The 22,226-nt window shown below is 59.2% G+C and carries 21 protein-coding genes; 12 read left to right on the forward strand and 9 right to left on the reverse strand.

The window, feature by feature from the left end:
- Positions 1 to 4 precede the first annotated feature (4 nt).
- Positions 5 to 2,197: a transglycosylase domain-containing protein gene (locus tag IDL90_RS05335; protein ID WP_187994611.1), complete on the reverse strand. Its 2,193-nt coding sequence runs from the start codon at positions 2,195 to 2,197 to the stop codon at positions 5 to 7.
- A gap of 102 nt (positions 2,198 to 2,299) precedes the next feature.
- Here IDL90_RS05335 and IDL90_RS05340 point away from each other — a divergent pair, with 102 nt between their 5' ends.
- Together IDL90_RS05340 and IDL90_RS05345 are read left to right on the forward strand one after the other, a co-directional pair.
- Positions 2,300 to 2,641: a WhiB family transcriptional regulator gene (locus IDL90_RS05340; RefSeq protein WP_187994612.1), complete on the forward strand. Its 342-nt coding sequence runs from the start codon at positions 2,300 to 2,302 to the stop codon at positions 2,639 to 2,641.
- Between the two features lie 27 nt (positions 2,642 to 2,668).
- Positions 2,669 to 2,827 (forward strand): DUF4177 domain-containing protein, encoded by a 159-nt coding sequence (locus IDL90_RS05345; RefSeq protein ID WP_182141556.1) that lies wholly within the window; start codon positions 2,669 to 2,671, stop codon positions 2,825 to 2,827.
- Between the two features lie 345 nt (positions 2,828 to 3,172).
- Here IDL90_RS05345 and IDL90_RS05350 read toward each other — a convergent pair whose 3' ends face one another.
- The 3 genes from IDL90_RS05350 to IDL90_RS05360 form a co-directional block, all read right to left on the reverse strand.
- Complete coding sequence (locus tag IDL90_RS05350; RefSeq protein WP_187994613.1) at positions 3,173 to 3,856, reverse strand: Crp/Fnr family transcriptional regulator; 684 nt, start codon at positions 3,854 to 3,856, stop codon at positions 3,173 to 3,175.
- Positions 3,857 to 4,030: 174 nt separating this feature from the next.
- On the reverse strand, positions 4,031 to 4,927 hold the full coding sequence (locus tag IDL90_RS05355; protein ID WP_187994614.1) for an alpha/beta fold hydrolase: 897 nt from the start codon (positions 4,925 to 4,927) through the stop codon (positions 4,031 to 4,033).
- Positions 4,924 to 6,060 carry a hypothetical protein gene (locus IDL90_RS05360; RefSeq protein WP_187994615.1) on the reverse strand — a complete coding sequence of 379 codons (1,137 nt, stop codon included), beginning with the start codon at positions 6,058 to 6,060 and terminating at the stop codon, positions 4,924 to 4,926. Before IDL90_RS05360 ends, IDL90_RS05355 begins: the two co-directional genes overlap by 4 nt.
- 126 nt (positions 6,061 to 6,186) lie before the next feature.
- Here IDL90_RS05360 and IDL90_RS05365 point away from each other — a divergent pair, with 126 nt between their 5' ends.
- From IDL90_RS05365 to IDL90_RS05405, 9 genes are all read left to right on the forward strand, one after another.
- Complete coding sequence (locus tag IDL90_RS05365) at positions 6,187 to 6,984, forward strand: hypothetical protein (RefSeq protein ID WP_182141551.1); 798 nt, start codon at positions 6,187 to 6,189, stop codon at positions 6,982 to 6,984.
- A 118-nt stretch (positions 6,985 to 7,102) separates the two neighbouring features.
- Positions 7,103 to 8,071, forward strand: coding sequence for a hypothetical protein (locus IDL90_RS05370; protein ID WP_187994616.1), 969 nt, complete (start codon positions 7,103 to 7,105; stop codon positions 8,069 to 8,071).
- Complete coding sequence (locus IDL90_RS05375) at positions 8,035 to 9,177, forward strand: TadA family conjugal transfer-associated ATPase (protein ID WP_187994617.1); 1,143 nt, start codon at positions 8,035 to 8,037, stop codon at positions 9,175 to 9,177. The genes IDL90_RS05370 and IDL90_RS05375 overlap by 37 nt, the downstream gene beginning before the upstream one ends.
- Complete coding sequence (locus IDL90_RS05380) at positions 9,177 to 10,319, forward strand: type II secretion system F family protein (RefSeq protein ID WP_187994618.1); 1,143 nt, start codon at positions 9,177 to 9,179, stop codon at positions 10,317 to 10,319. The genes IDL90_RS05375 and IDL90_RS05380 overlap by 1 nt, the downstream gene beginning before the upstream one ends.
- 136 nt (positions 10,320 to 10,455) lie before the next feature.
- Positions 10,456 to 10,698, forward strand: coding sequence for a DUF4244 domain-containing protein (locus IDL90_RS05385; protein WP_187994619.1), 243 nt, complete (start codon positions 10,456 to 10,458; stop codon positions 10,696 to 10,698).
- An 85-nt stretch (positions 10,699 to 10,783) separates the two neighbouring features.
- Complete coding sequence (locus IDL90_RS05390; RefSeq protein WP_182141546.1) at positions 10,784 to 11,113, forward strand: hypothetical protein; 330 nt, start codon at positions 10,784 to 10,786, stop codon at positions 11,111 to 11,113.
- 106 nt (positions 11,114 to 11,219) lie between these two features.
- Positions 11,220 to 11,567, forward strand: coding sequence for an Rv3654c family TadE-like protein (locus tag IDL90_RS05395; protein WP_187994620.1), 348 nt, complete (start codon positions 11,220 to 11,222; stop codon positions 11,565 to 11,567).
- Between the two features lie 68 nt (positions 11,568 to 11,635).
- A complete protein-coding gene (locus IDL90_RS05400; RefSeq protein ID WP_223175189.1) occupies positions 11,636 to 11,854 on the forward strand; it encodes a LacI family DNA-binding transcriptional regulator in 219 nt (72 codons plus the stop codon).
- A gap of 222 nt (positions 11,855 to 12,076) precedes the next feature.
- On the forward strand, positions 12,077 to 12,526 hold the full coding sequence (locus IDL90_RS05405; protein WP_187994621.1) for a TIM-barrel domain-containing protein: 450 nt from the start codon (positions 12,077 to 12,079) through the stop codon (positions 12,524 to 12,526).
- A gap of 3 nt (positions 12,527 to 12,529) precedes the next feature.
- Here IDL90_RS05405 and IDL90_RS05410 read toward each other — a convergent pair whose 3' ends face one another.
- Entirely contained in the window at positions 12,530 to 12,823 is a 294-nt protein-coding gene (locus IDL90_RS05410) for a DUF2249 domain-containing protein (RefSeq protein WP_187994622.1), read from the reverse strand.
- A 208-nt stretch (positions 12,824 to 13,031) separates the two neighbouring features.
- On the opposite strand from IDL90_RS05410, the gene IDL90_RS05415 reads away from it, so the two are divergent.
- Positions 13,032 to 13,889: an SDR family oxidoreductase gene (locus tag IDL90_RS05415; protein WP_187994623.1), complete on the forward strand. Its 858-nt coding sequence runs from the start codon at positions 13,032 to 13,034 to the stop codon at positions 13,887 to 13,889.
- 226 nt (positions 13,890 to 14,115) lie between these two features.
- Here IDL90_RS05415 and IDL90_RS05420 read toward each other — a convergent pair whose 3' ends face one another.
- Genes IDL90_RS05420 through IDL90_RS05435 form a run of 4 tightly spaced genes read right to left on the reverse strand, consistent with a single transcriptional unit; the run spans position 14,116 to position 22,070 of the window.
- Positions 14,116 to 17,298 carry a type I restriction endonuclease subunit R gene (locus IDL90_RS05420; RefSeq protein ID WP_223175190.1) on the reverse strand — a complete coding sequence of 1,061 codons (3,183 nt, stop codon included), beginning with the start codon at positions 17,296 to 17,298 and terminating at the stop codon, positions 14,116 to 14,118.
- A 1-nt stretch (position 17,299) separates the two neighbouring features.
- Positions 17,300 to 18,526 carry a restriction endonuclease subunit S gene (locus IDL90_RS05425; protein ID WP_187994624.1) on the reverse strand — a complete coding sequence of 409 codons (1,227 nt, stop codon included), beginning with the start codon at positions 18,524 to 18,526 and terminating at the stop codon, positions 17,300 to 17,302.
- Positions 18,523 to 20,142: a class I SAM-dependent DNA methyltransferase gene (locus IDL90_RS05430; protein WP_223175191.1), complete on the reverse strand. Its 1,620-nt coding sequence runs from the start codon at positions 20,140 to 20,142 to the stop codon at positions 18,523 to 18,525. Before IDL90_RS05430 ends, IDL90_RS05425 begins: the two co-directional genes overlap by 4 nt.
- Entirely contained in the window at positions 20,139 to 22,070 is a 1,932-nt protein-coding gene (locus tag IDL90_RS05435) for a hypothetical protein (protein WP_187994625.1), read from the reverse strand. The genes IDL90_RS05430 and IDL90_RS05435 overlap by 4 nt, the downstream gene beginning before the upstream one ends.
- Positions 22,071 to 22,226: the final 156 nt, after the last annotated feature.

Raw genomic sequence — 22,226 nt, forward strand, 5'->3', positions numbered from 1 at the left:
CGGACTATCCTCCGGTGTTGGTTTCAGGGGTATCAGGTGTCGCTGCGTCTTGGGTAGCTGCGCCCTGCTGGGCGGTCGCGGTGTTGGCTCGCTGCACAGGCTGGGCTACAGGCCTATTCCCAATGAATACGTCTTCAAAGCCTTGAACTTCTTGGCCCTCAAGAGCATTCACCATGTAATTGGCCCAAGTGTGCCCAAGGAAAGGACCACCGTAAAGATAGTCGAAGTACTCGCCATTGATCATAAGGTTTTGGCCAGGCCGCATCGGGTTGTCTGCCACTCCGGCCCAAATGGCGGTGGAAAGCTGGGGGGTGAAGCCAACGAACCACACACTCGAGTTTTCGTCGGTCGTGCCCGACTTGCCCGCGTAGGGACGCCCGATTTGGTACGGCTGGGATTGGTAGGCCTTGTAGAGGACGTTCGTAACTTGCTTGGCGACGGTTGAGTCAATGGCGGAGGCACACTCCGGCTGGTAGGTCTTGAGGATGGTGCCATCGCGATCCTCTACTTCAAGGAGGGCCATTGGGGAACAGAGGGTCCCATGGTTCGCTAGGGTACCGTACGCCGCGGTGAGTTCAAGGGGGGTAACTTCTGAGGAACCAATGATATTACCCGGCACAGTAAGCACTGTATTCCCTTCCGGGTCCGTGATCCCCATGGCCTTGGCCCGTTCAAAGATTTGGCAGAAGTCGACCTTTGTTGCCATGTCGCCAAAGGCTTGGTTTACGGAGAGTCGGGTCGCATCAAGTACGCTGTATGCGCCCGCTTTCCCTTGGTTTGATTCACCGGGGGACCAAGGCTCTGTGTAGATTGGTTGACCCCCACATTTGAAAGAGCCATTTGGGAATGTGTTTCCACGACCGCCCACGACCTCGTATGCCGAGCGGGACTCGTAGAACCACTGGACCAGCGTGAACATTTTGAATGTTGAACCAGCCTGGAATCCCATGCCGCCTCCGTGAGCGGAATCCGCATTGAAAGAGACTTCAGTGGCCGTAGGGTTCGCTTCGGTGGCTGGCCCGTAGGGCGTGTTCTGTGCCATGGCAACGATGTACCCGTTCTGTGGAACAACCGAAGACAGGGCAACATTCAGGCCGGAGCCATCCCCAACCGGGACACGGCCATTAACTGCCGCCACGGCTGCGTCTTGATCCTGTCGGCTCAGAGATGTTCGTAGCGTGAGTCCGCCTGTGTTCAGAAGGTGTTCGCGTTCTGCACGGTCTGCTCCAAAGGTCTCATCTGCCAGGAAGGTTTCGATTGCGAAACGGCAGAAGTATGCGGCAGAGCCGGCACCACCGCAACCCGCGACAGCGTAACTTGGGTTGAGCATCTCCTCGATAGGTGTTGCAACGGCCTCGTTATACTCAGCCTGGGTAATGAAGCCTTCTTCACGCATCTCCCCAAGCACAACGTTTCGGCGGTTCTGTGATTCTTCGGGATTCACAAGGGGGTCAAAAAGGCTTGGCTGCTGAACAGTTCCAGCGAGTAGCGCGGCTTCTGCGGGAGTCAAATCTGCTGCTGACTTAGAGAAGTAGGTTCTCGACGCGGCCTCGACCCCATAGAGGTTGACTCCAAAAGTTGCAAGGTTGAGGTACCCGGTAAGAATTTCATCTTTGGTGAGCTTGGTTTCTAAAGCGATCGCATAGCGGGCCTCACGCAACTTACGTTCCGCTGAGAACTCCGTAGCTTCATCAATGAGGTCTTGGTCCCCTGCCTGCAGACCTTTTTCAAGGAGCATGTTCTTCACGTACTGCTGGGTGATGGTTGATGCGCCTTGAGTGTCCCCACTGGTGAGGTTGTTGACGAGGGCGCGTGCCATGCCATCAGGGTCAATGCCGTGGTGAGTGTAGAAGCGCCGGTCTTCGATCGCGATGATGGCGTTCTTCATGATCGGCGCGATTTGTTCAGACTGGACAACGGTCCGTCTCTCAGCAAAGAAGCGCGCCACGACGTTTCCATCGGAGTTCAGCATCCGGGACTCTTCCGCCGGCTCAATCACTTCCATATCGGAGGGGAGCTCGCGGAATGTCGCGGGTACGGCTTTGATGATCGCGCCCCCGGCACCAGCGGCTGGCAGCGCGAATCCAGCTGCAAGGGCCCCCAGCAGTGTCGATACCAACGCGATAGCGGCGATAATTGCGACAAACTGTACAAGGTTGAGCCTGCGTGAACTGCTGTTACGGGTAGAACTGGCCATAACACTAGCCTAGTCAGTAGAGTAGGCGTGTGGAATAGAAGCACATCTTGCGAGGCTCGCCTCACACTGGAGTGAAGGGCTGTAGATGTGCGGAGGTGCTAAATGTTTACGTCTGAAGACTGGGAAGACCAGAACTGGGTGGTTCATGCACGCTGCGCGTCAGATCCGCCCGACTCACTGTTTGTGAAGGGAGCAGCACAGCGCACAGCCAAGCAAAGATGCTCGGGGTGCCCTGTTCGCCTGCAGTGCTTGGCAGATGCATTGCAATGTGGTTGTGACTATGGGGTTTGGGGGGGTCTGACAGAGAGGGAACGAAGAGCCATCAGGCGCAGGTTCCCAACCGTGGACGATTGGCCCGGGTGGCTGGAGACGTCTGAGGAGACTGTTGCGATGGAGCTTCGTAAGTCCCAGACCCCAAAGGTATTGGCGCTGGTGCGTGGCTGATTCGACATGGGCAGGTAGGCTTGGCTCATGAAAAAATGGGAGTATGTAACGATTCCGCTGCTCATTCACAACACCAAGGCGATTCTTGATACCTGGGGTGATGATGGGTGGGAGCTGGTGCAGGTTATTCCTGGACCCTCAAACCCGGAGAACCTGGTGGCGTATTTGAAGCGCGAAAAGCAGTAGCAGCCTCGCCTTTTTGGTTGGGCTTTGCCGCTGCTGTTGCCTTGCACTTGGGCCGCGCTCAAACCGCGAAATCGAACAGTGTCGACACATAACGCTGTTATTCGGCCCGAAACTGTCGATACTATTCGATTTCGCGGTTTGAGGTGGGTAGTGACGGCATTGGTGACCGGTCGTAGAGGCGAAGATCCGAGTCTGCGTGTGTGGGCGCGCAAGAGTTCCAACAAAAACAGGTGGAGCCCCCCGACTTAAGGGGTGCTCCACCTTCTGTTTGTTGCAGGAACCTCAGCGAAAGTACCGTGGGAAGTCACCAGTGCGGCCGAGGGTCACCAGTGGTGCGAGGGGGCTCTAGTGAGCGCGGCGCTGCAGCCGTTCCACATCGAGCAGGGTCACAGCCCGGCCTTCCAACCGAATCCACCCACGCGACACGAAGTCAGCGAGCGACTTGTTGACCGTCTCACGAGAAGCACCAACCAACTGGGCCAGCTCTTCCTGAGTTAGATCGTGAGGGACATGGATTCCTGAATCCGTCTGAGTGCCGAATCGGCGCGCCAGATCCAAGAGCGACTTTGCGACGCGTCCTGGAACATCCGAGAAGACCAGGTCAGAGAGGGACTCATTTGTCCTGCGGAGCCTTTGTGCCAGGGCACGGAGCATATGCTTTGCAGCCTCTGGGTTCGTGTCCAGCATCGTCGACAGATCCGAATGGTTCAGCGACAAAAGCGTCGCTGAGGAAACTGCTGTGGCCGTCGTGGAACGTGCCCCCGGATCGAACAGGGTTAGTTCCCCGATGATTTCACCCGGACCAAGAATTGCCAGAAGTGATTCCCGACCGTCACTTGAGGTATGACCGAGCTTAATCTTGCCTTCGGTAACGATGTACAGCCGGTCTCCCGGGTCACCCTCTTCGAAAAGCACCTCTCCTCTTCGGAGTGAAGTGTGACTGGTGCGTGCTGCCAAGGCTGCGAATTGCTGTTCGTTGAGGCCGGCAAATAGGGGCACTCGACTGATGAACTGATCGTCCACACTCATGTTCCATTGACTCCATATCTACTACATCTTTTGCGGTTGCTGAAGGAGGGGTCCCCCGGCTCGCGCACTCACGCCATGTGAGTGACCCCACGCCAATGTAATACTAGCTTGCCAGATGACCAACAGACCGACAATACGGTGAATCCACCAGATGTGGCTAAACCTCATTGTCTCCTAACCTTGACTGCGGGTTCCTTCACGATCGGGATATGTCGTTGCCAAGTGATCAAGCAGGATCTGTGAGACGGCCTCGGGTTCCTCTTCATTCGGAAAGTGCCCTGACTCTGCTAGTTCCACATGCGAAACCACCTGCCCGCTGAGAGTTGAGTCGTCCGCGTACGAGGACGGAGGAACGTGCCCGTCCCGCATCCCCCGCACTGACCAGACTGGAACTTCAACCCGTCCTTCCAAGACCTTCTTGGATGCTGACGATGGCTTCTTAGTTGCCTGTTCAACTTCCAGAGCCGCATTTGCTGCAAACACGCGCCGCAGTGGGGAAGCGTATTGCTCGGCCAGCCCTGACATGTGGTTGGCATGGGACGGTCCGCACCACGAGGTCAGCATTGACTCGACCAGAGAGCCGCTACGCAGCTTGCGTTTGCGTGACAGGGGGACCCTTGTGACGTCGCTTGAGCCGCGACCCACGCGAGACAGGGGGTGGGGCGCAGCAAACGTCACGACGGAACGCAGCTCCGCCGGTGCCAAATGAGCCACCGTCCATGCCACGGCACCCCCGATACCGGCGCCAACCAGGGTGTATGAAGGTGTCCCCGTGGCGTTGGCTACTGCCACGACATCTTCCGCGAGGTCGAGAAGCTCTACTGAATCGGGTTGGAGGTCGCTTCCTCCCATCCCGCGCAAATCCATTGCAATGACACGGAACCCGCCGTCTGAAAGAGCCTTGATCTGCTCACGCCATGACCACCAGTTCAGCGGAAAGTCATGGAGTAGAAAGACCGTTGGTCTGCCTGGTTTATCCCCGGCAACAACCACGTGAAACGAGACTCCGCGAGCATGTACATCGCGGTGAACCCACGGACCAGCAGTGCGGACTTGGGAGGCAGCACTCACTGGTAACGCTGGGCCTTCTCCGTAGCTTTGCGCGCCCATCGGGCCTTCATGGCATGGGGATTCGTTGTTGCCACAGATATCCGCAGCGCCTCCTCACTGCGCCCAGCCCGACGTACTGCAGCAATTACCCAGCCAAGTGCCACCATGAGGAAGCCAAAAGCAAACAGCAACCCGGTGAAACCAGAAGCGAGGAAATGGTTGGCGATGTTGCCGCCAAAATCGTTCCAATCAGCGATGGTTGTCGCGCCCCAGTAGCCAGTCTCCCCCACCAGTGCGGGAACAACGAGGAACGGTGCGCCCGCAATCATCACCAACGTTCCGACCACAATTAGCCCCAGTGATGACTGGGCAGCAAGGATCGCGATGATGGTGACTGCTATAAGTCCCGCAAACAACTCACCGAGAGCAGCCGCGTTGATGTTCCCGGAAACCATCGGGTTTCCCTGGGCAAAAGCCAACCGAGCGGCAGCATCAGCCAGTAGGTACCAGGCAACAGGCGTAAACAAGAGAGTGAAGAGAACGGAGAGTACTCGCGGCATTGCGCGGCTGGGAAGTACGGGAAGCGCTTCGGCCTCGAACGTGATTGAGGGCGGCGCAGTCGTCATTGCCTCTTCAAAAGTGGCGGCAGCAGGGTGGAGTGTCGATGTTCCACCCGCTAGGGTCGCCGCAGATGCTGCCTCAACGACAGTCTCTGTTGCGGCATCACCCTGAATGAGTGATCGGCGGAGTATCTGTGTCGCGTCCTCTTCTTCAAAGTTATCCACGGGGGGAGTGTTCGTCGTCACCTCGTCGGTTGCCACGGCCTCACCCATTGCGGTGCCACGCTGTGAGGCAAGTGTTGGACGACTAAAGTCGGTGTGCGCAACGCTGATGTTCTCTTCAAACCCCATAAAGTCATCTTCATCGCCCGTGGGTTCGAGGGCGGTGTCTCCTTCTGCGGCAGCGGAATCTGTGACCCCCACAAGTTCCTCCGTGTTACCACTAGCCCCACCTGCTGGGGCATCCAGTTCTTCACCGGTGAGGACAGATGCCCAAGTCACATCTTCTTCAACGCGGGGGGTGGGTTCAACGATGTCGTCGGACGCGGCGGGGACTGCTGGATCAAAGTCAGCATCTCTATTGTGCTCAACCACTGGGGACCTCCTTATTTGGTGCAAACATATCGCTACAACGCCGTGATCCAAAGGACCCCGCCCGGCTCGTTGCATTGATTGTCCAACTATTCGTGTTTGGCGCACCTAAGCTGGCGTGGATTGGCGTTGAAGATCCATGAAACTGATTGCGAGGTCGGAGTGGAGACGACAGACGGCATGGTGCACTCCGCGTGCTCCCAGCTCCGCTTTGCGGAAGGTCTGCGGCGCCGGTGGCGTGAGGCCCGGGCAGAAGCGGCCATCCAGGAGGCAATGGGGATTTCCTTCATCGAGGGCGTTCGTCTGCCAGCTGCCGACTTGAGGGTGCTGGTCTCACAAGCAGACGCCCTCGACCAAGTTGACGCTGGTGAGGCGCAGACCTTGGGAATCTGGAGGGCCGTGTGGGAGATCGAGCAGCAGCTTCCAGCCCTCAACCAGCGCGAGCCATCCCAAGCCGGTGCGCCCAGGGCCGTTCCCGCAGTGTTGGCAGGGATCAACCGAGATGTCTGCTCGTACCTGGTCGCAGCCGGGTTCCTTTCACCGGCTTCCGTTGCTGTCCCCCGGGAGCCGACCGTGCTTCGTCGACTCCTAACGCTCAGCGCGGAACCTGAGACCACAGCGCTCCACAAGGCGTCGGAGTCCTGGCGCCTGATAGTTTCCAATCAGTTGTTCGAGGTCGGGTCGGGTGCAACGGGCGTGATATTCGCGAAATGGATGCTTGCAAGATCCGGCGTGGAACCAACCGGTGTTGCAGTTCTCTCCGACTGGCCATCGAGGAACAGGTCCACCTACGCGGGGATCGTCAACGACCATGCGGCACCAAATGCGGCATGGAGTGAACTGGTCAACAGGTGCGTCATCGACGGGTGCGCCGCGGGGGAAGTGGTCGCACGATCCGTCCAAGCTGGAAGGTTCCCAACCCGCTAGGGACTCCCGGAGTAGACCTGCAACGTGGAGTTTGTCCCCAATACACGGTTTACAGCGTGTTCCACAGGGAGGCCAATTCGTGGTGGCAGGCATGCCCGCAATCTTGTTTTCTTGGGGTATGAATAACGAAACAAACGAACATCCACGTCCCAGGGTGTGGGTCATGACCGAGGACGCGGAGCTACGTGAGTCGCTTGCGGACATGTGTCGGCTGGCCCTGCTGCGTCCCATTGCCGTTGTTGCTGATGGCGCGATCACGCTCCGCAGAGGCGTGAAGAGAAACGACATCTTAGTGATGGAGCATGGCGTCCAGGTGCCGGAGCTGTTTGCCTCCCTACGTCGAATCACAGTCACTGGGGCGCAAGACAGTGACGCGCACGGACATGTCGACATCGTGATTCCAGGGGACGAGGTCGCACTTCTGCACCTGCTTTCAAGAGCGGCTGACGAGGACGATGTGGGGGAGAGGGCCAAGGAAGATGTGATTGTCCTGGTCGGTGCGTGGCATGGTGGCGGTGGGGCAACGACGGCCTCGTACCGGCTTGCCAGAGCATCGCGTTCCGTGCTTCTTGACGCGGCGGGTAACTGGGGTGGTGACCTGGCACTGGAGGATGAAGTACTCGTGTGGGACGACATCGATCCCCGTGATCTTCCGCCGTCTCCACGGCTGATAGCGAACCTCCCCAGAATTGCTGGCGTACCAACTTTGACCATGAGCCTGGGGATTCCACTAAGGCCGGATGATGACCGGGTTTTTGCTGTTGCGCGCTCACTGAACCGCGGTGTTGTCGTCGATTGTGGGGTGCATCTTGATGCGCTGTTTGAGTTAGCTGAGAGGTTGGAGACCACTGAGAAAAGGGTGCTGACGGTGCTGACTGGCACTGGTAATGAGCGCGGGGCAGCTGCTCTCGGGCGTTGGAAAGCCAGCACTTCCGAGGTGCAGGAGCCGCTCTATCTCTTGAATGGGCGCCCCCATCCAATTTTTCATGCTGTGGCTGACAGGTTCGATCTCAAATGGCGCAGGTCACCGCGGTTGGGGTCGACTCGAGGATGGAGAAGAACTCAAGAGAAGCTGTGGGTCGCTTAGGGATCGCGGGGGCGCGCAGGCTGGTTGCCGAGGGCGGGCGCGCGTCGGAGGCGATCATAGAGCACGGTCCTCCCGCGGATGGCCCTCGGGCGCGGATTGACCAGTGGCATGAGATCCAGGCCGCCAGGGTCGGCATGTCCACGCCCCTGTGGCTTCTTCTGCGCCAACCGGCGGTGACGGATGTTGTCATATCCGGTGTCAACGCGTGGGTGGACAGAGGAACGGGTTTGGAACGTGTTGACCTGCATCTTGAAGGTGAGGACCAGGTAAGAAGGCTCGCAACCCAGATGGCAGCAGCCGCTTCTCAGAGGTTGGATGATGCGAAGCCGATTGTTGACGGTGTTCTTCCAGGCCCGGTTCGCCTGCATGCCGTAATTCCTCCTTTGGCGCAGAGCGGAACATCAATCTCCCTGCGGGTTCTTCGTTCTCACCCATTCACTTTGGAAGACCTGGTTGAAAGGCAGACCCTGTCACCCGCCGCCGCGGAACTGCTGCGGGAAGCCATTGCTAGCAGAGCTTCCATCCTCATCGCTGGCGCAACCGGCGCTGGCAAGACCACTCTGCTTGCGACTCTCCTGGGACTATCTGCTGCAAATGAGCGGATTGTGGTGATCGAGGAGGTTACAGAGCTTGCCATCAACCATCCCCACGTTGTGTCCCTGCAGGCACGTCCGGCCAACATTGAAGGTGAGGGAGGTGTTGGTCTTGAGGAGTTGGTGCGCGGCGGTATGCGGATGCGGCCGGACCGGCTGGTTTTAGGTGAGTGCAGGGGTGGTGAAGTGCGTGAGGTTCTCACTGCTTTGAACACGGGTCACCGCGGAGGGATGGCAACGATTCACGCCAATTCGATCGAGGACGTCCCCGCCCGTTTGCTCGCCCTCGGACTATTGGCAGACATGGAGCGTGCAGCAGTCGCGGCCATGGCGGCCTCTGCCTTTGACCTGGTTGTTTTCCTGAATAGGGACGAGGGCGGGTGCCGCTACGTGCAGGCGATCGGAGAGTTGCGTCTGGTGGAAGAACGGTTGGTGGGATCAACCTCTTGGCGCGATGATCGCAAGGTTCCTCGTGGCAGGCACGCCTCAAACTCGGCGTCTGGGCGACAGTGATGGATCTGGAGACAGCGGTAACGGGCCTTGTTGTCTCTGTCATCGTGTTTATTGGGGTGGTGTGGTCCCAATCGCGTGCCAGAGAAAGGCAGATCCTCAAGGGTCTTACTCCACGCGCTGATTCGGGAGCGTTGGGTGGGGATCCCTCTGGGAAGGCTCAACAATCTGGTGTGCCCTTGCTGAGACGGCGTTCCAGACGCGGTGGTGACGACATTGATTTGGCGGCACTATGCGTCCAGGTGGCAACCAGGTTGAGGGCCGGGGGCGGCACACAGGAAGCGTGGAGGAGGAGCTGGTTGTTAGCCAGCGGTGACTCGGATGTGACGATGGGAAGCAGCGGTGTCCCAGAGCCGTTGGAAGCGATGGATACCGAGGGTTCACAGATGGTGGTGGCAGCGACGCGTTTCTCAGTGGAAACGGGTGCGCCGCTGGTGGATGTTCTTCTGTCCTGTGCGCGTAGCCTCAACGAGTTGGAAGAGGCTGCGGCAGCGCAGAGAATCGCCTTTGCGGGCCCGCGCCTGTCCTCCCGGGTTCTCACCGCACTTCCGGTGGTCGGCATTCTTGGCGGAGAGGCTCTGGGTGCAGCGCCTCTGACCTGGTTCCTTTCTGGTTTAGTGCCCTCTTTGGTGGGTTCTACCGGGGTGGTTCTGGGTGTTGCTGGACACTTGGTTAGTCGGCGCCTCATCAGTAGCGCTGCTGGTAGAGCGCAGGATGAGCTACGGGCGCCCGTACTCTGCGACCTGATGGTCTCCGGATTGCGCGGCGGGGGCGGGATACCTTCCGTCCTCGAGTCACTGGGCTCTTCGCTCCAAGAGCCGCCTTACGGACGGATCGCGCGGGAGCTGTTGCTTGGCGCGCGTTGGGACGAAGCCTGGACTCCCTGCCCTCCGGATGGTGGCCTCCTTGAACGTGCGCTGCGGCCAGCGTGGGAGGACGGGGTTTCCCCCACACCTCTCCTTGAGCAGGTTGCTGGTGACTCGCGGCGTAGAACCGTTAGCCAGGCCAAGGAGGCTGCTGAGCGCCTCGCAGTGAAGCTGGCTGTTCCTCTGGGTCTCCTGCTATTGCCCTCATTCGTTTTGCTGGGCTTGGTTCCGATTGTCTTCTCCTTGCTGGGCAGTCAAACGCTCCTGGGTGTCGGTTGAATCCACAGGACGAGGAATCTGGTGTTGTCAACAGATTTGCTTTGAGGTGGTGGATTCTGGATCTGCGTTCAGCAATGGTTACCCCACGGCACGGTCGAGCCAATCGGCTCAAAGAAACGAAAGAAGGGGAAACAAAATGAAACTACCGGTACCGAACAACATGGTGGGGCGTCCATCAGAAGACTCCCTTGTGCGGCTGCCAGAGTCGGCATTTGCCGTCGTGGCGGCCCGGGATGCGGAGGAAGGATCGACGACTGTTGAGTACGCCCTGGGCGCAGTTGCAACCGCAGCATTTGCCGGTCTCTTGCTGGCGGTGCTGAAGAGTGGTGGCGTTAAGGGCATGCTCACCAGCATCATCCAGTCCGCATTGTCTCTGTAGGAGTCAGGCGGTGGCGCGGCGTCAGGTATCTTTGCGAACTCGTCCTCGGCGCGAAGAGAACCCCAAAAATCACCATGAGGAAGGGATGGTTACCGTTGAGACCGCTCTGTCCCTGGGTGGGGTGGTCTTTGTGGCCTTGGCTCTGATTGTGGCTGTTTCGGTTGCGGGTCTGCACGGGGAGGTGTGCCAGGTTGCCCGGGATGCTGCAAGGGCACATTCCTTGGGCATGGCCGACATGGGCCCAACAGCTGTGACCCGGGTGGACGTTGCGGTTCAGGTTAGTGACGCGGGCTCATGGATAACTGCTAGGGCATCGGCAGCACCATTCCAGGTCGGTCCCTGGCAGGCTCCGGCTGTGAGGTGTGAAGTCACGGGGGTAAAGGAACCATTTGTTGGCGGCCTCGGCGGTGGATAAGAAGGAAATGTCCCCTCTGACCGGTGCTCTTGCTCGGCGCAGCTCGGTGAGCCCGAGGACGCGTGCCATTGACACGGGTGACACCACAGGCGGTGAGGAGGGTTCTATGACCATCTGGTTTGCCGGCTTCTCGGCCGCCCTGGTGGTGATTGCCCTCCTCATCTCTTCGGTGACCGCCGTGTGGTCGGCCAAGACTCACGTGCAAGCGGTTGCGGACATGGCTGCTCTAGCCGGTGCGGACATCTCCTCAGTTGCGGTCTTTGAGGCCGCACCCACGCGGAGTTTGCCGTGTGCTCAGGCGGAAGAGGTCGCCAAACGCAACGGGGCGGTTCTCAGTGAATGTTGGGTCACCGACGCGGACACCAGGGTCGTGGTCCAAAGACCCGTGTCCCTGTTTGTCTTCACCGCGGCCGTCTCGGCAAGGGCCCGCGCTGGCCCGTCGCCAAACTGGTGACCGTGGGCGTACCCGCTTGACTCCGTCTATGGTTACATGGAAATGGTTCCGTAGCGGAGAGAGGGACGATGATGGCCACATCGCGCGACGTTGCTGCGCTTGCCGGTGTTTCTCAGAGCACCGTCTCATATGTCATGAGTGGTACGCGCTCAATTTCTCCTCAGACAAGGGAGCGTGTCGAGGCTGCTATGACAGAGCTCGGCTATCATCCCAATGCCAATGCACGAGCCCTTGCCTCGAACCGCGCCAACGTCATCGGCCTGATTCATGCACGCATCCCCGGTTGAGATGTGCCAGAACTTGGCGCGCGTTGGGTTGCGTTATCCATTCAACGAGTTCCGTACATGCTGGAACATGGCGGGACAGCCCCTGGGTCAGCGCCTTGCCGACAAGCCTCCCATGTGGGGTCTGCTGGGGCTGGGATCGCTGATTCCGGAGATGCTGGCACAGTCCATGATGGGTTACGCCATTGTCTGCCCCGACATGATTGGGGTGGGGAGATCAATGCGATGGAAGACCAGTCGAGCGTTGACCAGGAGTTCTTTGTCCGCTACGCCCAGTTGGCTGCTCTGTCACCGATGATGCAGTTCTCTGTTCTTCCCTCCCGCGTCCTCGACGAAACGCACTACCGCGCGGTCAGGAATGCTGTTGAGACACGTGAACAGATGATGCCGGTCATTCTGGGGCTCGCCGGGGAGTCGACCCGAAGTGGGGAGCCGGTCATCCGTCCGCTCGCCTACGAGGACGCCTCGCTTGCGGACATCACCGACCAGTTCATGCTCGGTTCGGACTATGTGGTTGCACCTGTGCTTGAGAAGGGCGCGACAGTTCGCAGTGTCACGCTGCCGGACGGATCTTGGCAACAGCTCGGTACAGAGGGCGACCCTATTGGCGGACGCCAAACCATCACCGTTCCCGTCACCTTAGAGACGCTACAGGTCTTTGAGCGGGTGCGTTAGCCGTCAGCCGGCAGCCCCTCGCGTCACCTTGACGTGCCATTCCTCCGGTCCCTCTTGGAGGTACTCAACGTCGATTGGGAATCGACCTTCCAGCTCCCGCAGTAGGGGAACCGGGGCGTGTGGTGCGATAAGGACGAGGGCGTCCCCGGGCGCGATTGCGTCGAACGCCCCGTGAATGGTGGCGTGGCGGATCTGGTGTGGGATGGTGCGAACGTCGAGCACCGGTGTGCTCACATCGGTGTGTCCGCACGCGCATCCGCCTGGCTTCTGGCTGGCAATCTCAATGCTCTCAGGCACTTCTGTTCCTCACACTTATCGACTTGAAAAGCTCACGCCGCCACCATACATCTAAACGACAGGTGTCGTACAGTTGTGTTCAAGTGGGCTTTCACTACCTTTCCTGCGTGCTAGCCGGGATCCACGCGTACGATCGAATGGTGGGCAGTAACGCCACTACCAGGCGTTTCTGCCCAGTTCCGTTGAGACGCAAGGCAAAGGAGCCAAAGTGGGAGTATATGTAGTTACCGGCGCAGCCTCCGGTATGGGGCGAGCAGCAGTTGAGCAGTTGCGTTGGGAGGGTCACCGCGCCATCGGTGTTGACCTACACAACGCCGACGTGATCGCCGACCTGTCGACCGAGGACGGTCGCCGCCACGCAATTGAAGAGATCTATAAGTCAGCCGGGAACCGCCTTGATGGTGCTGTTCTTGCTGCTGGTCTTGGGCCAATCCCGGGTCGTGAAGAACTGGTCGCGAAGGTCAACTTCCTCGGTGTGGTTGAGCTGCTGGAAGGGATCCATGATCTTCTCGCAGCAGCAGGCAACGCCAAAGTTGTCATCTTCTCTTCGAACTCCACCACCACTGTTCCGGGCATCCCCAAGGAGCTGATCGCAGCCTTCAAGGCCAGGGACATGGACTCAGTCCTAGCGATTGGTGAGGCTGCTGGCCCAGACGCCTTCCCGAACTTCATGTATGCCGGTTCAAAGATCGCTATCACTCACTGGATGCGCACCATCGGCGTCACGGAGGAATGGGCAGGGCGCGGCATTCGCGTCAACGCCCTAGCGCCGGGTGCGGTTCGCACGCCTCTGATCGACAAGCAGCTGGCTGACCCGGAGCTTGCCAAAGCCATCAAGTCGTTCCCAATCCCAGTGCGGGAGTTCGGTAAGCCTGAGGAAGTCGCCAAGTGGGTCATCTTTATGTTGTCCCCGGCCGCTAACTTCCTGTGTGGCTCCGTCATCTTCCTGGACGGTGGTACCGACGCTTACTTCCGTGCGGATGACTGGCCTCAGCCGCTACCGGCTGACGAAATGCCACGCTACATTCAGAAGATGCAGGAGTTCAACGCGGTTAAGCCCGAGTAACACCAAGTGGCGCCACGTCTAGCCAATTGGGGCGAGGCGTGGCGCCACCGCAATCCCAAGGTCGCCGCAGTTGGGGTGCACCTCATATCCCCAAGGTCGCCGAAGTCGGCGGAGGTCGCCATTGTTTCGGCGAATTATCGGCGACATATGCTGACAGCGGCGACCTAGCCTTGTTTCTATGCTGACAGCGGCGACCTAGCCTTGTTTCTATGCTGACAGCGGCGACCTAACCCCTGAGTGCCAAGCGTGGCGCCATCGCCTCCATCTGTGCCATGACCTGCAGCACTGCTTCTGGCGCTCGATCGGGCGGGTACTTGTACTTGCGCAGCAACCGTTTCACGTTGGCTCGCAGCCGCGCCTTGACGTCTTCCCGCACCGTCCAGTCGGTCCGCACATCCTTCCTCATGGTGTCGACCAGCTCCCGCGCAATTTGTGCGAGGACGCCACCGCCAAGCACATCAACCGCAGACTCATTTTGGGCAATGAGGTCGTAGAAGGTCAGCTCGTCTTCTTCCAACGGAGGATCGAACTGCTCGCCACGTTTCGCCTCTTCGAGGATGTCGTCGGCCATCTCCGCCATTGCCGCAATGACTTCCGCGGCGGTGAGCTGCTGGTTGGCGTAGCGGTTCATCAACTCATTGACACGCTCTGAGAAGACCTTCTTGCGGACCTCGTTGTATTTGGTAACCTTTCCGGATTCGGCCAGCAGGGTCGCCTTCAACGCTTCGATCGCCAACTCGGCCCTACCGCGCTTCATGACATCGTCAGTCCACGCGCCCCTCACCGCGTCCAGACGAGGACGTTCCAGGCCGGCCTCCTTATAGATGTCGATGACACCTTCGGTCGAGGTCGAAGTGACGATGATGTCCCCAAGCAGCCGTCGCACATCCTCTGGCAATGGTTCACCACGGGCGATCCGGTCCTGTGCTTCCAGCTTCGCCATCCACACGCGCACTTCTTCATAGAATCGCACCTCGTGGCTGATCGGCTCCATCTCAGGCATGTTCGCCGCAATCGCGTAGGCCCGCGCCAGCCCGGTGGCAATCGCCTTGAACTTCTCTGCAACCAACCTCTTGTTGGGGCGCTGCGGATCAATGTTGCCGGGCGTCTTCGGGGACAGCAGCATGGTCGCCACCTGTTGGATGGCCCGTATCCATCCCCGTTTTGGATCCTGGTTGACCAGTGCTTTCCACTCCGTGCCGACCAGGGCGCGCAACTCTTCTACCGCGTCCATCGCAACTTCTGCGGCTTCTGCAGCAGTGGTTCCGCTCCCTCGAGCTCCCCCTTTTTCTGTTGTCTGCGTCCACTCTCTCATCGCCGCAGCCAAGTTGTCGGTGACCGGCGCATATGCGACCAGCAGCCCGTCTCTTTTCCCACCGAAGGTGCGGTTGACGCGAGCCAGCGTCTGCATCAGCAACGCACCCTTGAGGGGGCGGTCTAGGTAGATGGTGTGCAGCGGCGGCGCATCAAACCCCGTGAGCATCATGTCTTTGACGATGACCAGTTCCAGTTCGTCGTCAATGTCCTTGATACGGTTCTTCACCAATTTTGACTGGCTGGGACGCAGCACATGCTGACGGATAAGCGGCTTGTCAGAGGCGCTTCCCGTGTAGACAACCTTGACCACGCCCTTATCGGGAGCCTCGTTATGCCAGTCGGGCCGCAGCGCAATGATCTCTTCGTAGAGTTTCGCCGCATTCTCCCGCGTCGAACACACCACCATCGCCTTGCCGGGCCCGCCGATGAACGGCTGCATCAGATCACGACGCACCTCCCAGTGTTTTACGAGGTCGCCAGCCAGTTCTTTGAGCCGCTGCGGAGACCCGTACACGGTATTGAGCACCGCCACGCTCTTCTGTAAGCGGTCCCGATCGGCCTCATCCAAAGACTCAGTAGCCTCTTCAGCAGCGTCGTCGATGTCTACATCCCGCACACCTTCGGCCCGTTCCAACTTGATGAGGCGCGGCTCAAACGCCACCGGCACCGTCGCCCCATCTTCGACAGCCCGAAGGAGGTCGTAGGTGTCAATGTCATCCCCGAAGACCCGACGCGTATCCCTCTCGCCCTCGGCAATGGGCGTCCCGGTGAAAGCGATCAGTGTCGCGTGGGGGAGCGCCGACTTGAGGTGGGCCGCATACCCGTCAATGTTGTCGTAGTGACTGCGGTGCGCCTCATCAACAATGACAATGATGTTGCGCCGGTCAGACAGCAGTGGATGCTTCTGTCCCGCAGCCTTCTCATCTTCGGTCAGCCCGAACTTCTGCAGGGTCGTGAAGTAGATTCCTCCGGTGCGCCTCTGCGCCAACTCTTCACGCAACGCCGCCCGACTCACTACTTTCTGCGGCTTTTCTGGCAACAGTGTGCTGGATGTGAACGAGTCCGAAAGCTGGTTATCCAACTCCGTCCTGTCAGTAATGACAATGATGGTGGGGTTCGCAAGTCTGGGGTGGCGCATCACCTTAGCGGTGAACAGCTCCATCTCCATCGACTTGCCGGACCCCTGCGTATGCCACACCACCCCCGCGCGACCGTCGGAATCCACCGCCCGCACAGTACTGTCGATCGCCTTCCTCACGGCGAAGTACTGGTGGGGTTTGGCAATCCTCTTCAGCAAACCCTTCTCGGATGCATCGAAAGCAACGTAGTCCCGCTGCACTTCGCCGAACGTCTCTACGTTCAACAAGCCGCTAACTAGGAGTTCGAGGTCGGATGCCCGCACCCCGTGATACCCCTCGTCCACCAGTTCGCCATGCTCATCCACATTCCAACGTGCGAAGTGGTTCCACGGGGTGAAAGGCGTTCCGTACCGGGCTGTCACCCCGTCACTTGCCACCACCAGAACCGCAAACCTGAACGCCATAGGGAACTCAGCAACGTACGTCTGCAACTGGTCAAACGCCATCTCAGCGCTGGTTGCCTCATCCCCGGAGCGCTTCAGTTCCACGACACTTAGCGGCAACCCATTGACGTAAAGCACCACGTCAAAGCGGCGCGAGTACTCCCTGTCCGCCACCGTCACCTGGTTGACTGCCAGATAGCGGTTCTTCGTGACGTCAGCAGAAATGAACCGAATTGTCGGCGTCACCTGCTGCCCGGACTCATCAATGTAAGTGATCCCGCGATATCCGGAGACGAGGACGGAATGCAGCCTGTAGTTCTCCGTGATCGCATCCTGCGACTGAGGCGTCAGCACCTCTGCTGCAGCCTGGCGCAGGTACTCTTCAGGGACTTCTGGGTTCAGATTCCGCAGTGCTGCCGCCACACTTCCGTGTAGCACAATGTCATCCCACGATGTCCGCTCACCTGACCCTGGAGCCACCGTCGCACCGGCAGCAATAGACCAACCAGACTCTTCCAGCCAGTCCAACATCAAATGCTCAAGCGCATCCTCACTGAACAACACCGTCACCTCACACCACCTCTTCCACACGCGACGAGGCCGCCCCCACCGTAATCCGCCCACTCATCAACAGGGGCAGTAGTTCATCGCGGGTGGAGGCGAGGACTTGGTTTTCAGTGCGTGCCGCGCCGAGTCGCTTCAGTAACGCTTGAGAGAACTTGCCAAATTCACACAGTGACTCGCGGTCGGGGATGACTATGACAGAGCTGGCGAGCTCGGAGCCCTGAACTCTCTGACGCCCTGAGGTACCGGTACGAAGCAACGCTGCAGCCGCACGAAACTCTGGATTCGCACTTATCACGTACGGAACTGCAGCTGGGATACCGGGCTTCGGTCTGAGAACGATGTACTCAGTAGATCCGTAGCCAACCTGACCCTCTTCGAGGAAGTCAACGAACGCCATTTTTCCATTCTCAAAACATGGAGTGATTCGAGCAAGTAGTGAATCTCCATTCTGGAAACGAGCGCCCCCACGAGGTTCTCGTGAGCCCCAGTCCGAGACAAGCAATCCAAACTCTGGAAGATTCTTCATGTCCAGATAGGGAGGTTCAGGCTCACTTGCAACTGGGGTCCGAGGGTTGATGCTTGCGATGTCCTCCAAGAACACAATGTCAGTTGATCCGCTCGTTGCACGCTGCCACTTCGCGAGGAGCAGGGCGCGGCCTATCTCAATTGCTCGGTGGTTTGCCGCGATCTTGTCGTCCAACGCCCCGAGGACTTCTGCGATGGCACGTTGCGTTTCGAGCGGTGGAAGTGGGATCTGTAAGCATTTGATGCTCGTGGTTGGTTGGGAGATTGCTGGAACACCAGTTTGGCTCGCGTAGGAAAGGAGTTGCTGCTGCCCCACGCGGGAATGCAGCCAGTAGGTTATGTACTCGGAAGCGGCCTGGTTGGCATCGGGCGTGATCCGCAACTGACTTTGAGAGACAAGGTACTCAGGGTACTTCGCATCCCTGGGAATCAGCGATACTTGGCCGAGCGTCCCTCGGTGCGTGATGACGATATCGCCCGGACGCGCAAGTGATCTACTGAGTTCCGCCGCCTTCTCGGGTGTCACAAATACCGTGTCTGAGTCATCGACCCTGTGACCTGCTAGATTCCCGCCCCTCAGTACAGGAACGCCTGACTCTCGGAATGTTTCGACTTTCAGGTTCGATCCGAAGGGACCCATAGAGATGGACTCTAAGACATCACCCAGCGCCACGAGGGGGTGACTGCTGCTGGTCCGAATACTCACGCGAGCCTCCCCATCTGCTCCCGTACCACGGTGTCAAGGCGGGAGGACTCGTTGAGGGCTTCGGTTAGGGCGTCGGTGAGGCGGGTGATCTTGTCGTCGATGGGTTCGTCGTCCTCGGGGGCTTCAGGCATGCCGACGTAGCGGCCGGGGGTTAGTGCCCAACCGGCATCTTCGATCTCTTGCAGTGTGGCGGATTTGGAGAAGCCGGGAACGTCCTCGTACTCACCTTCCGCAGAGTCCCTGCCGCGCCAGGTGCGGTAGGTGGTGGCAATGGTGTCGATGTCGTCCTGGCTGAACGTGCGTTCCACGCGGTCAACCATGTGGCCCATTTCGCGGGCGTCGATGAACAAGACCTCACCCTGACGGTCGATGTTGCCCTTGGTGCCGATGCCCTTGTCCTTGGCGAAGAACCAGACGCAGACAGGGATCGCGACGCTGCGGAACAGGTTAGGGGGCATGGCGATCACGCAGGAAACCACGTCGTCTTGAAGCATGGCTTTGCGGATATCGCCCTCGCCCCCCGTGTTGGAAGCCATGGTGCCGTTTGCCATCACCACGGCGGCTTCACCCTGCACGCTGAGTTTGCTGAGGATGTGCTGCATCCAGGCGTAGTTGGCGTTGCGGACCGGGGGGACGCCGTAGCGCCAGCGGGAATCCTCTTCGGAGCGGGCCCAATCCTTAATGTTGAAGGGTGGGTTGGCCAGGACATAGTCGGCTTGGATGCCCGGGTGAATGTCGCGGGCAAAAGTGTCACCCCAACGGGAGCCCAGGCCAGTGGAGTCAATACCGTGGATGGCGAGGTTCATCTTCGCCATGCGCCAGGTCTGCTCATTGAGTTCCTGACCGTACACCGCGATCTTGGTGGGGTCTTGATCGTGGCGGGTGAGGAACTTTTCAGCCTGAACAAACATGCCGCCGGAACCGCAGCAGGGGTCGTAAACGCGGCCCTCATCTGGTTCAAGGATCTCAACCAGGGTTTGGACAAGGACGGGGGGCGTGTAGAACTCCCCGCCACGTTTACCTTCGGCTTTGGCGAACTTATCAAGGAAGTACTCGTAAACCTCACCGAGCAGGTCTCGGGCCTTCGTGGCGCCCTCGCCGGTGAAGCGTGCGGAGTTGAAGAGGTCAACTAACTCGCCCAGGCGGCGCTGGTCAATGTTGTCACGACCAAACATGGTGGGGAGGGTGCCGGAAAGGGCGCGGTTATCGGAAGAGATAGTGCGCATGGCGTGATCGATGATCTCACCGATCGATTGGGCATCCTGCGTGGCGGTGGCTGGGATGCCCTTGGCGTTGGCGGAAATGTAGTCCCAGCGCGCTTCGGGGGCGACCCAGAAGACGCCTTCACCAAGGTATTCGTCAGCCTCCTCAAGGGTGTCGGCAAGGTAGTCAGGATCCTCACCCGCAAGTTCGGCACGTATGGCGTCGCGACGCTCTTCGAAAGCGTCAGAAACATATTTGAGGAAGACCAGGCCGAGAACAACGTCCTTGTACTGACCCGCTCCCATGGAGCCACGCAGTTTATCGGCTGCCTTCCACAACGTGTCCTTCAGTTCCTTAGAGGTGGTAGCGACCCCATTTCCGGGCGTGGATGGGCGGGACATGGTGTCAGTCATTCGGAGCCTGCTTCGCTGGATTCTAACGATTCTTCTTCTACATTCAGTGTGCCATCGGCAAGGCCATTCAGCAGCTGTTCATGGAGCGTGGCGAGGTTTGCCAGCTCCGTTTCCAGTTCGGCGCGTCGGGCGGCAATGCGCGCAGCCAAGGGGGAAATGAGTTCGGCCGCTTGCGGCGTGACTGGCCGAAGTTGCCAGGTGCCGCGCTCCATGTGAGCTTGGGTGGCGATGTCCTGGCAGACCACTTCTGGGGTGAGGACGCGGCCCAGGTAGGGATCCTCATTGCAGCGGAAGATGCGGGCGGGGGTTTGTACGGCGTTGCCCCCGACCTCGTCAACCATCGCCCCGGTACCGGCCGCGTAGATGACGTCGCCGGGTTTGGTGAAGCGTGACCTGGGTGCAACCTTCTCAAGGAGGAGGCGATCGATTGTGCGGGTACCGGGCAGGGAGTTTCCCGCGATTTCCTCGACTCCGAGAACCGGGACGTGACCGGGATTTGGATTGGTGAGGTCATCATCTGGGATCAGGGAGCCGGAGAGGTCGCGCCCTCGGGTCTGCGCGGCTTCGGAGAACGGGACGGTAACCCGGTCGGACTCGGTGGCGATAAGGGGAGTGTCTCCCATGATGCCGTCATCGAGTTGCCAGATGAGGGCCAAACGTTCACCACCGTCGACGGGTGGCAGTAGGTCTGGGGTCAGTGAAAGGGACTCGCGACGCAGTAGATACCTAGATGCACGGACAGCACTGTTGGGAAAGGCGTGCACTGTGATGGAGCCATCACCGTCGAGGGCGGCGGCCAGGTCGGAAGCCAAGGAGTTTGCTCCGACAGACGTCACGGGCGCGCAGGCGTGTGACGACGTGACCGTGAGCCTGGATTGAGGGGAGCCGAATGCCCATAGTCCCAAACGAAGCCGTGTTTGGGTGCGGCTCAGACCGCGGGGAAGTTCTGTGATGTAGCGCAGGCGTTCGGTGTAATCAGGGTGTGGGGTGAGCAGGTTGCGCCGTCCCGGAGCGCCCGCGCTGTCCAGTAGAAGCCGGGTTGGTCCAATCACAATCAGTTGGTCGTCAAGATCAAGGTCTTCAACCAGGTCCTCAATGTCGTTGAAGAACGTGCCAGAGGCTGGATCGAAGGCGACGTAAAGGTGGGTGGTTGGCTCAGAGCCGCGCAGGGCGTCCTCGAAGTTGATCAGCGTTACGCCTTTGGCAACCAGACGGCGCCAAGCCAGAAGTTGCGAAGGGGTGGGTGAAGCCAGCTCTTCGGTGACCACATATATGTGGTCATCCTCCGTTAACAGGTCAGCGAGAGCGTTGACAAGAAGGAGTGCGGCGGTGCCGTGAGGTGCGAGGACGCGTGAGCCGGAACGCATCACCTCACTGAGGATTTCAGCTAGAAACGCTTCCGCTTGGGCAGTGAAGGTTTCCCGATTTAGCTCAGGATTACGCAACCGCTCCTTGCTGTAGAAACCATCTAGGGCGCCGGTGCCGGAGTAAGCAGCTTCTACCAGTTCATCGATTGCTTGAGCGAGCGCTGGATCTTGCAAGGCCTGTTCAATCTGGGGTGTCGTCAGGACAGGTTGCGCACCCACGGCCACAGCTGTGTCGACGGCTACTTGTGTCGGCAGGGTCTGGATTGATTCCCCACACAGTTCACTAAGAAGGAGGAGGGCGCTTGTGGTGTTGAGGTCCTCCTGTGCGTCGGCAATAGAGGAGGAGTGCAGCAGGGTCTCAAGGTGGGCATCCGGGTTGTTGCCGTGTCCTGTGCCGCGCAGCCACTGGCCGACTTCGGTTGCGTCAAACTTCAGCTTCGCGTTGTCGAGGGGAGCTGGAAATGGGTTGCCCGAGTCTGCGAAGCGTTTGCGCCACATCGATACCACGGGACGTTTCACCCCAGCCAGATCAGCTATCCCCTGCATGGTGATGGTTGCCATCGTGCCCCCTTTTGTTCGGTTATCTGAGGGTAATGGAAGTCTGCTCGCCTAGGTAGGTGAACAAGTGATAAGAGGGCTTATCGATAGAGGGAGGCAGCAACTGCGTCTAGCGGTCTTAGTGTTGGTCTTCCTGAAGTTTCGACCTCGTCCAACAGG

The sequence above is a fragment of the Schaalia sp. JY-X159 genome (genome assembly GCF_014525425.1).
Taxonomy (GTDB): Bacteria; Actinomycetota; Actinomycetes; order Actinomycetales; family Actinomycetaceae; genus Scrofimicrobium.

Excerpts from the sequence above, each read along its gene's own strand:
- IDL90_RS05335 (WP_187994611.1), bottom strand. The coding sequence starts at position 2,197 with ATGGCCAGTTCTACCCGTAACAGCAGTTCACGCAGGCTCAACCTTGTA.
- IDL90_RS05340 (WP_187994612.1), top strand. The coding sequence starts at position 2,300 with ATGTTTACGTCTGAAGACTGGGAAGACCAGAACTGGGTGGTTCATGCA.
- IDL90_RS05345 (WP_182141556.1), top strand. The coding sequence starts at position 2,669 with ATGAAAAAATGGGAGTATGTAACGATTCCGCTGCTCATTCACAACACC.
- IDL90_RS05350 (WP_187994613.1), bottom strand. The coding sequence starts at position 3,856 with ATGAGTGTGGACGATCAGTTCATCAGTCGAGTGCCCCTATTTGCCGGC.
- IDL90_RS05370 (WP_187994616.1), top strand. The coding sequence starts at position 7,103 with ATGAATAACGAAACAAACGAACATCCACGTCCCAGGGTGTGGGTCATG.
- IDL90_RS05375 (WP_187994617.1), top strand. The coding sequence starts at position 8,035 with ATGGAGAAGAACTCAAGAGAAGCTGTGGGTCGCTTAGGGATCGCGGGG.
- IDL90_RS05380 (WP_187994618.1), top strand. The coding sequence starts at position 9,177 with ATGGATCTGGAGACAGCGGTAACGGGCCTTGTTGTCTCTGTCATCGTG.
- IDL90_RS05385 (WP_187994619.1), top strand. The coding sequence starts at position 10,456 with ATGAAACTACCGGTACCGAACAACATGGTGGGGCGTCCATCAGAAGAC.
- IDL90_RS05390 (WP_182141546.1), top strand. The coding sequence starts at position 10,784 with ATGGTTACCGTTGAGACCGCTCTGTCCCTGGGTGGGGTGGTCTTTGTG.
- IDL90_RS05395 (WP_187994620.1), top strand. The coding sequence starts at position 11,220 with ATGACCATCTGGTTTGCCGGCTTCTCGGCCGCCCTGGTGGTGATTGCC.
- IDL90_RS05400 (WP_223175189.1), top strand. The coding sequence starts at position 11,636 with ATGATGGCCACATCGCGCGACGTTGCTGCGCTTGCCGGTGTTTCTCAG.
- IDL90_RS05405 (WP_187994621.1), top strand. The coding sequence starts at position 12,077 with ATGGAAGACCAGTCGAGCGTTGACCAGGAGTTCTTTGTCCGCTACGCC.
- IDL90_RS05430 (WP_223175191.1), bottom strand. The coding sequence starts at position 20,142 with ATGACTGACACCATGTCCCGCCCATCCACGCCCGGAAATGGGGTCGCT.
- IDL90_RS05435 (WP_187994625.1), bottom strand. The coding sequence starts at position 22,070 with ATGGCAACCATCACCATGCAGGGGATAGCTGATCTGGCTGGGGTGAAA.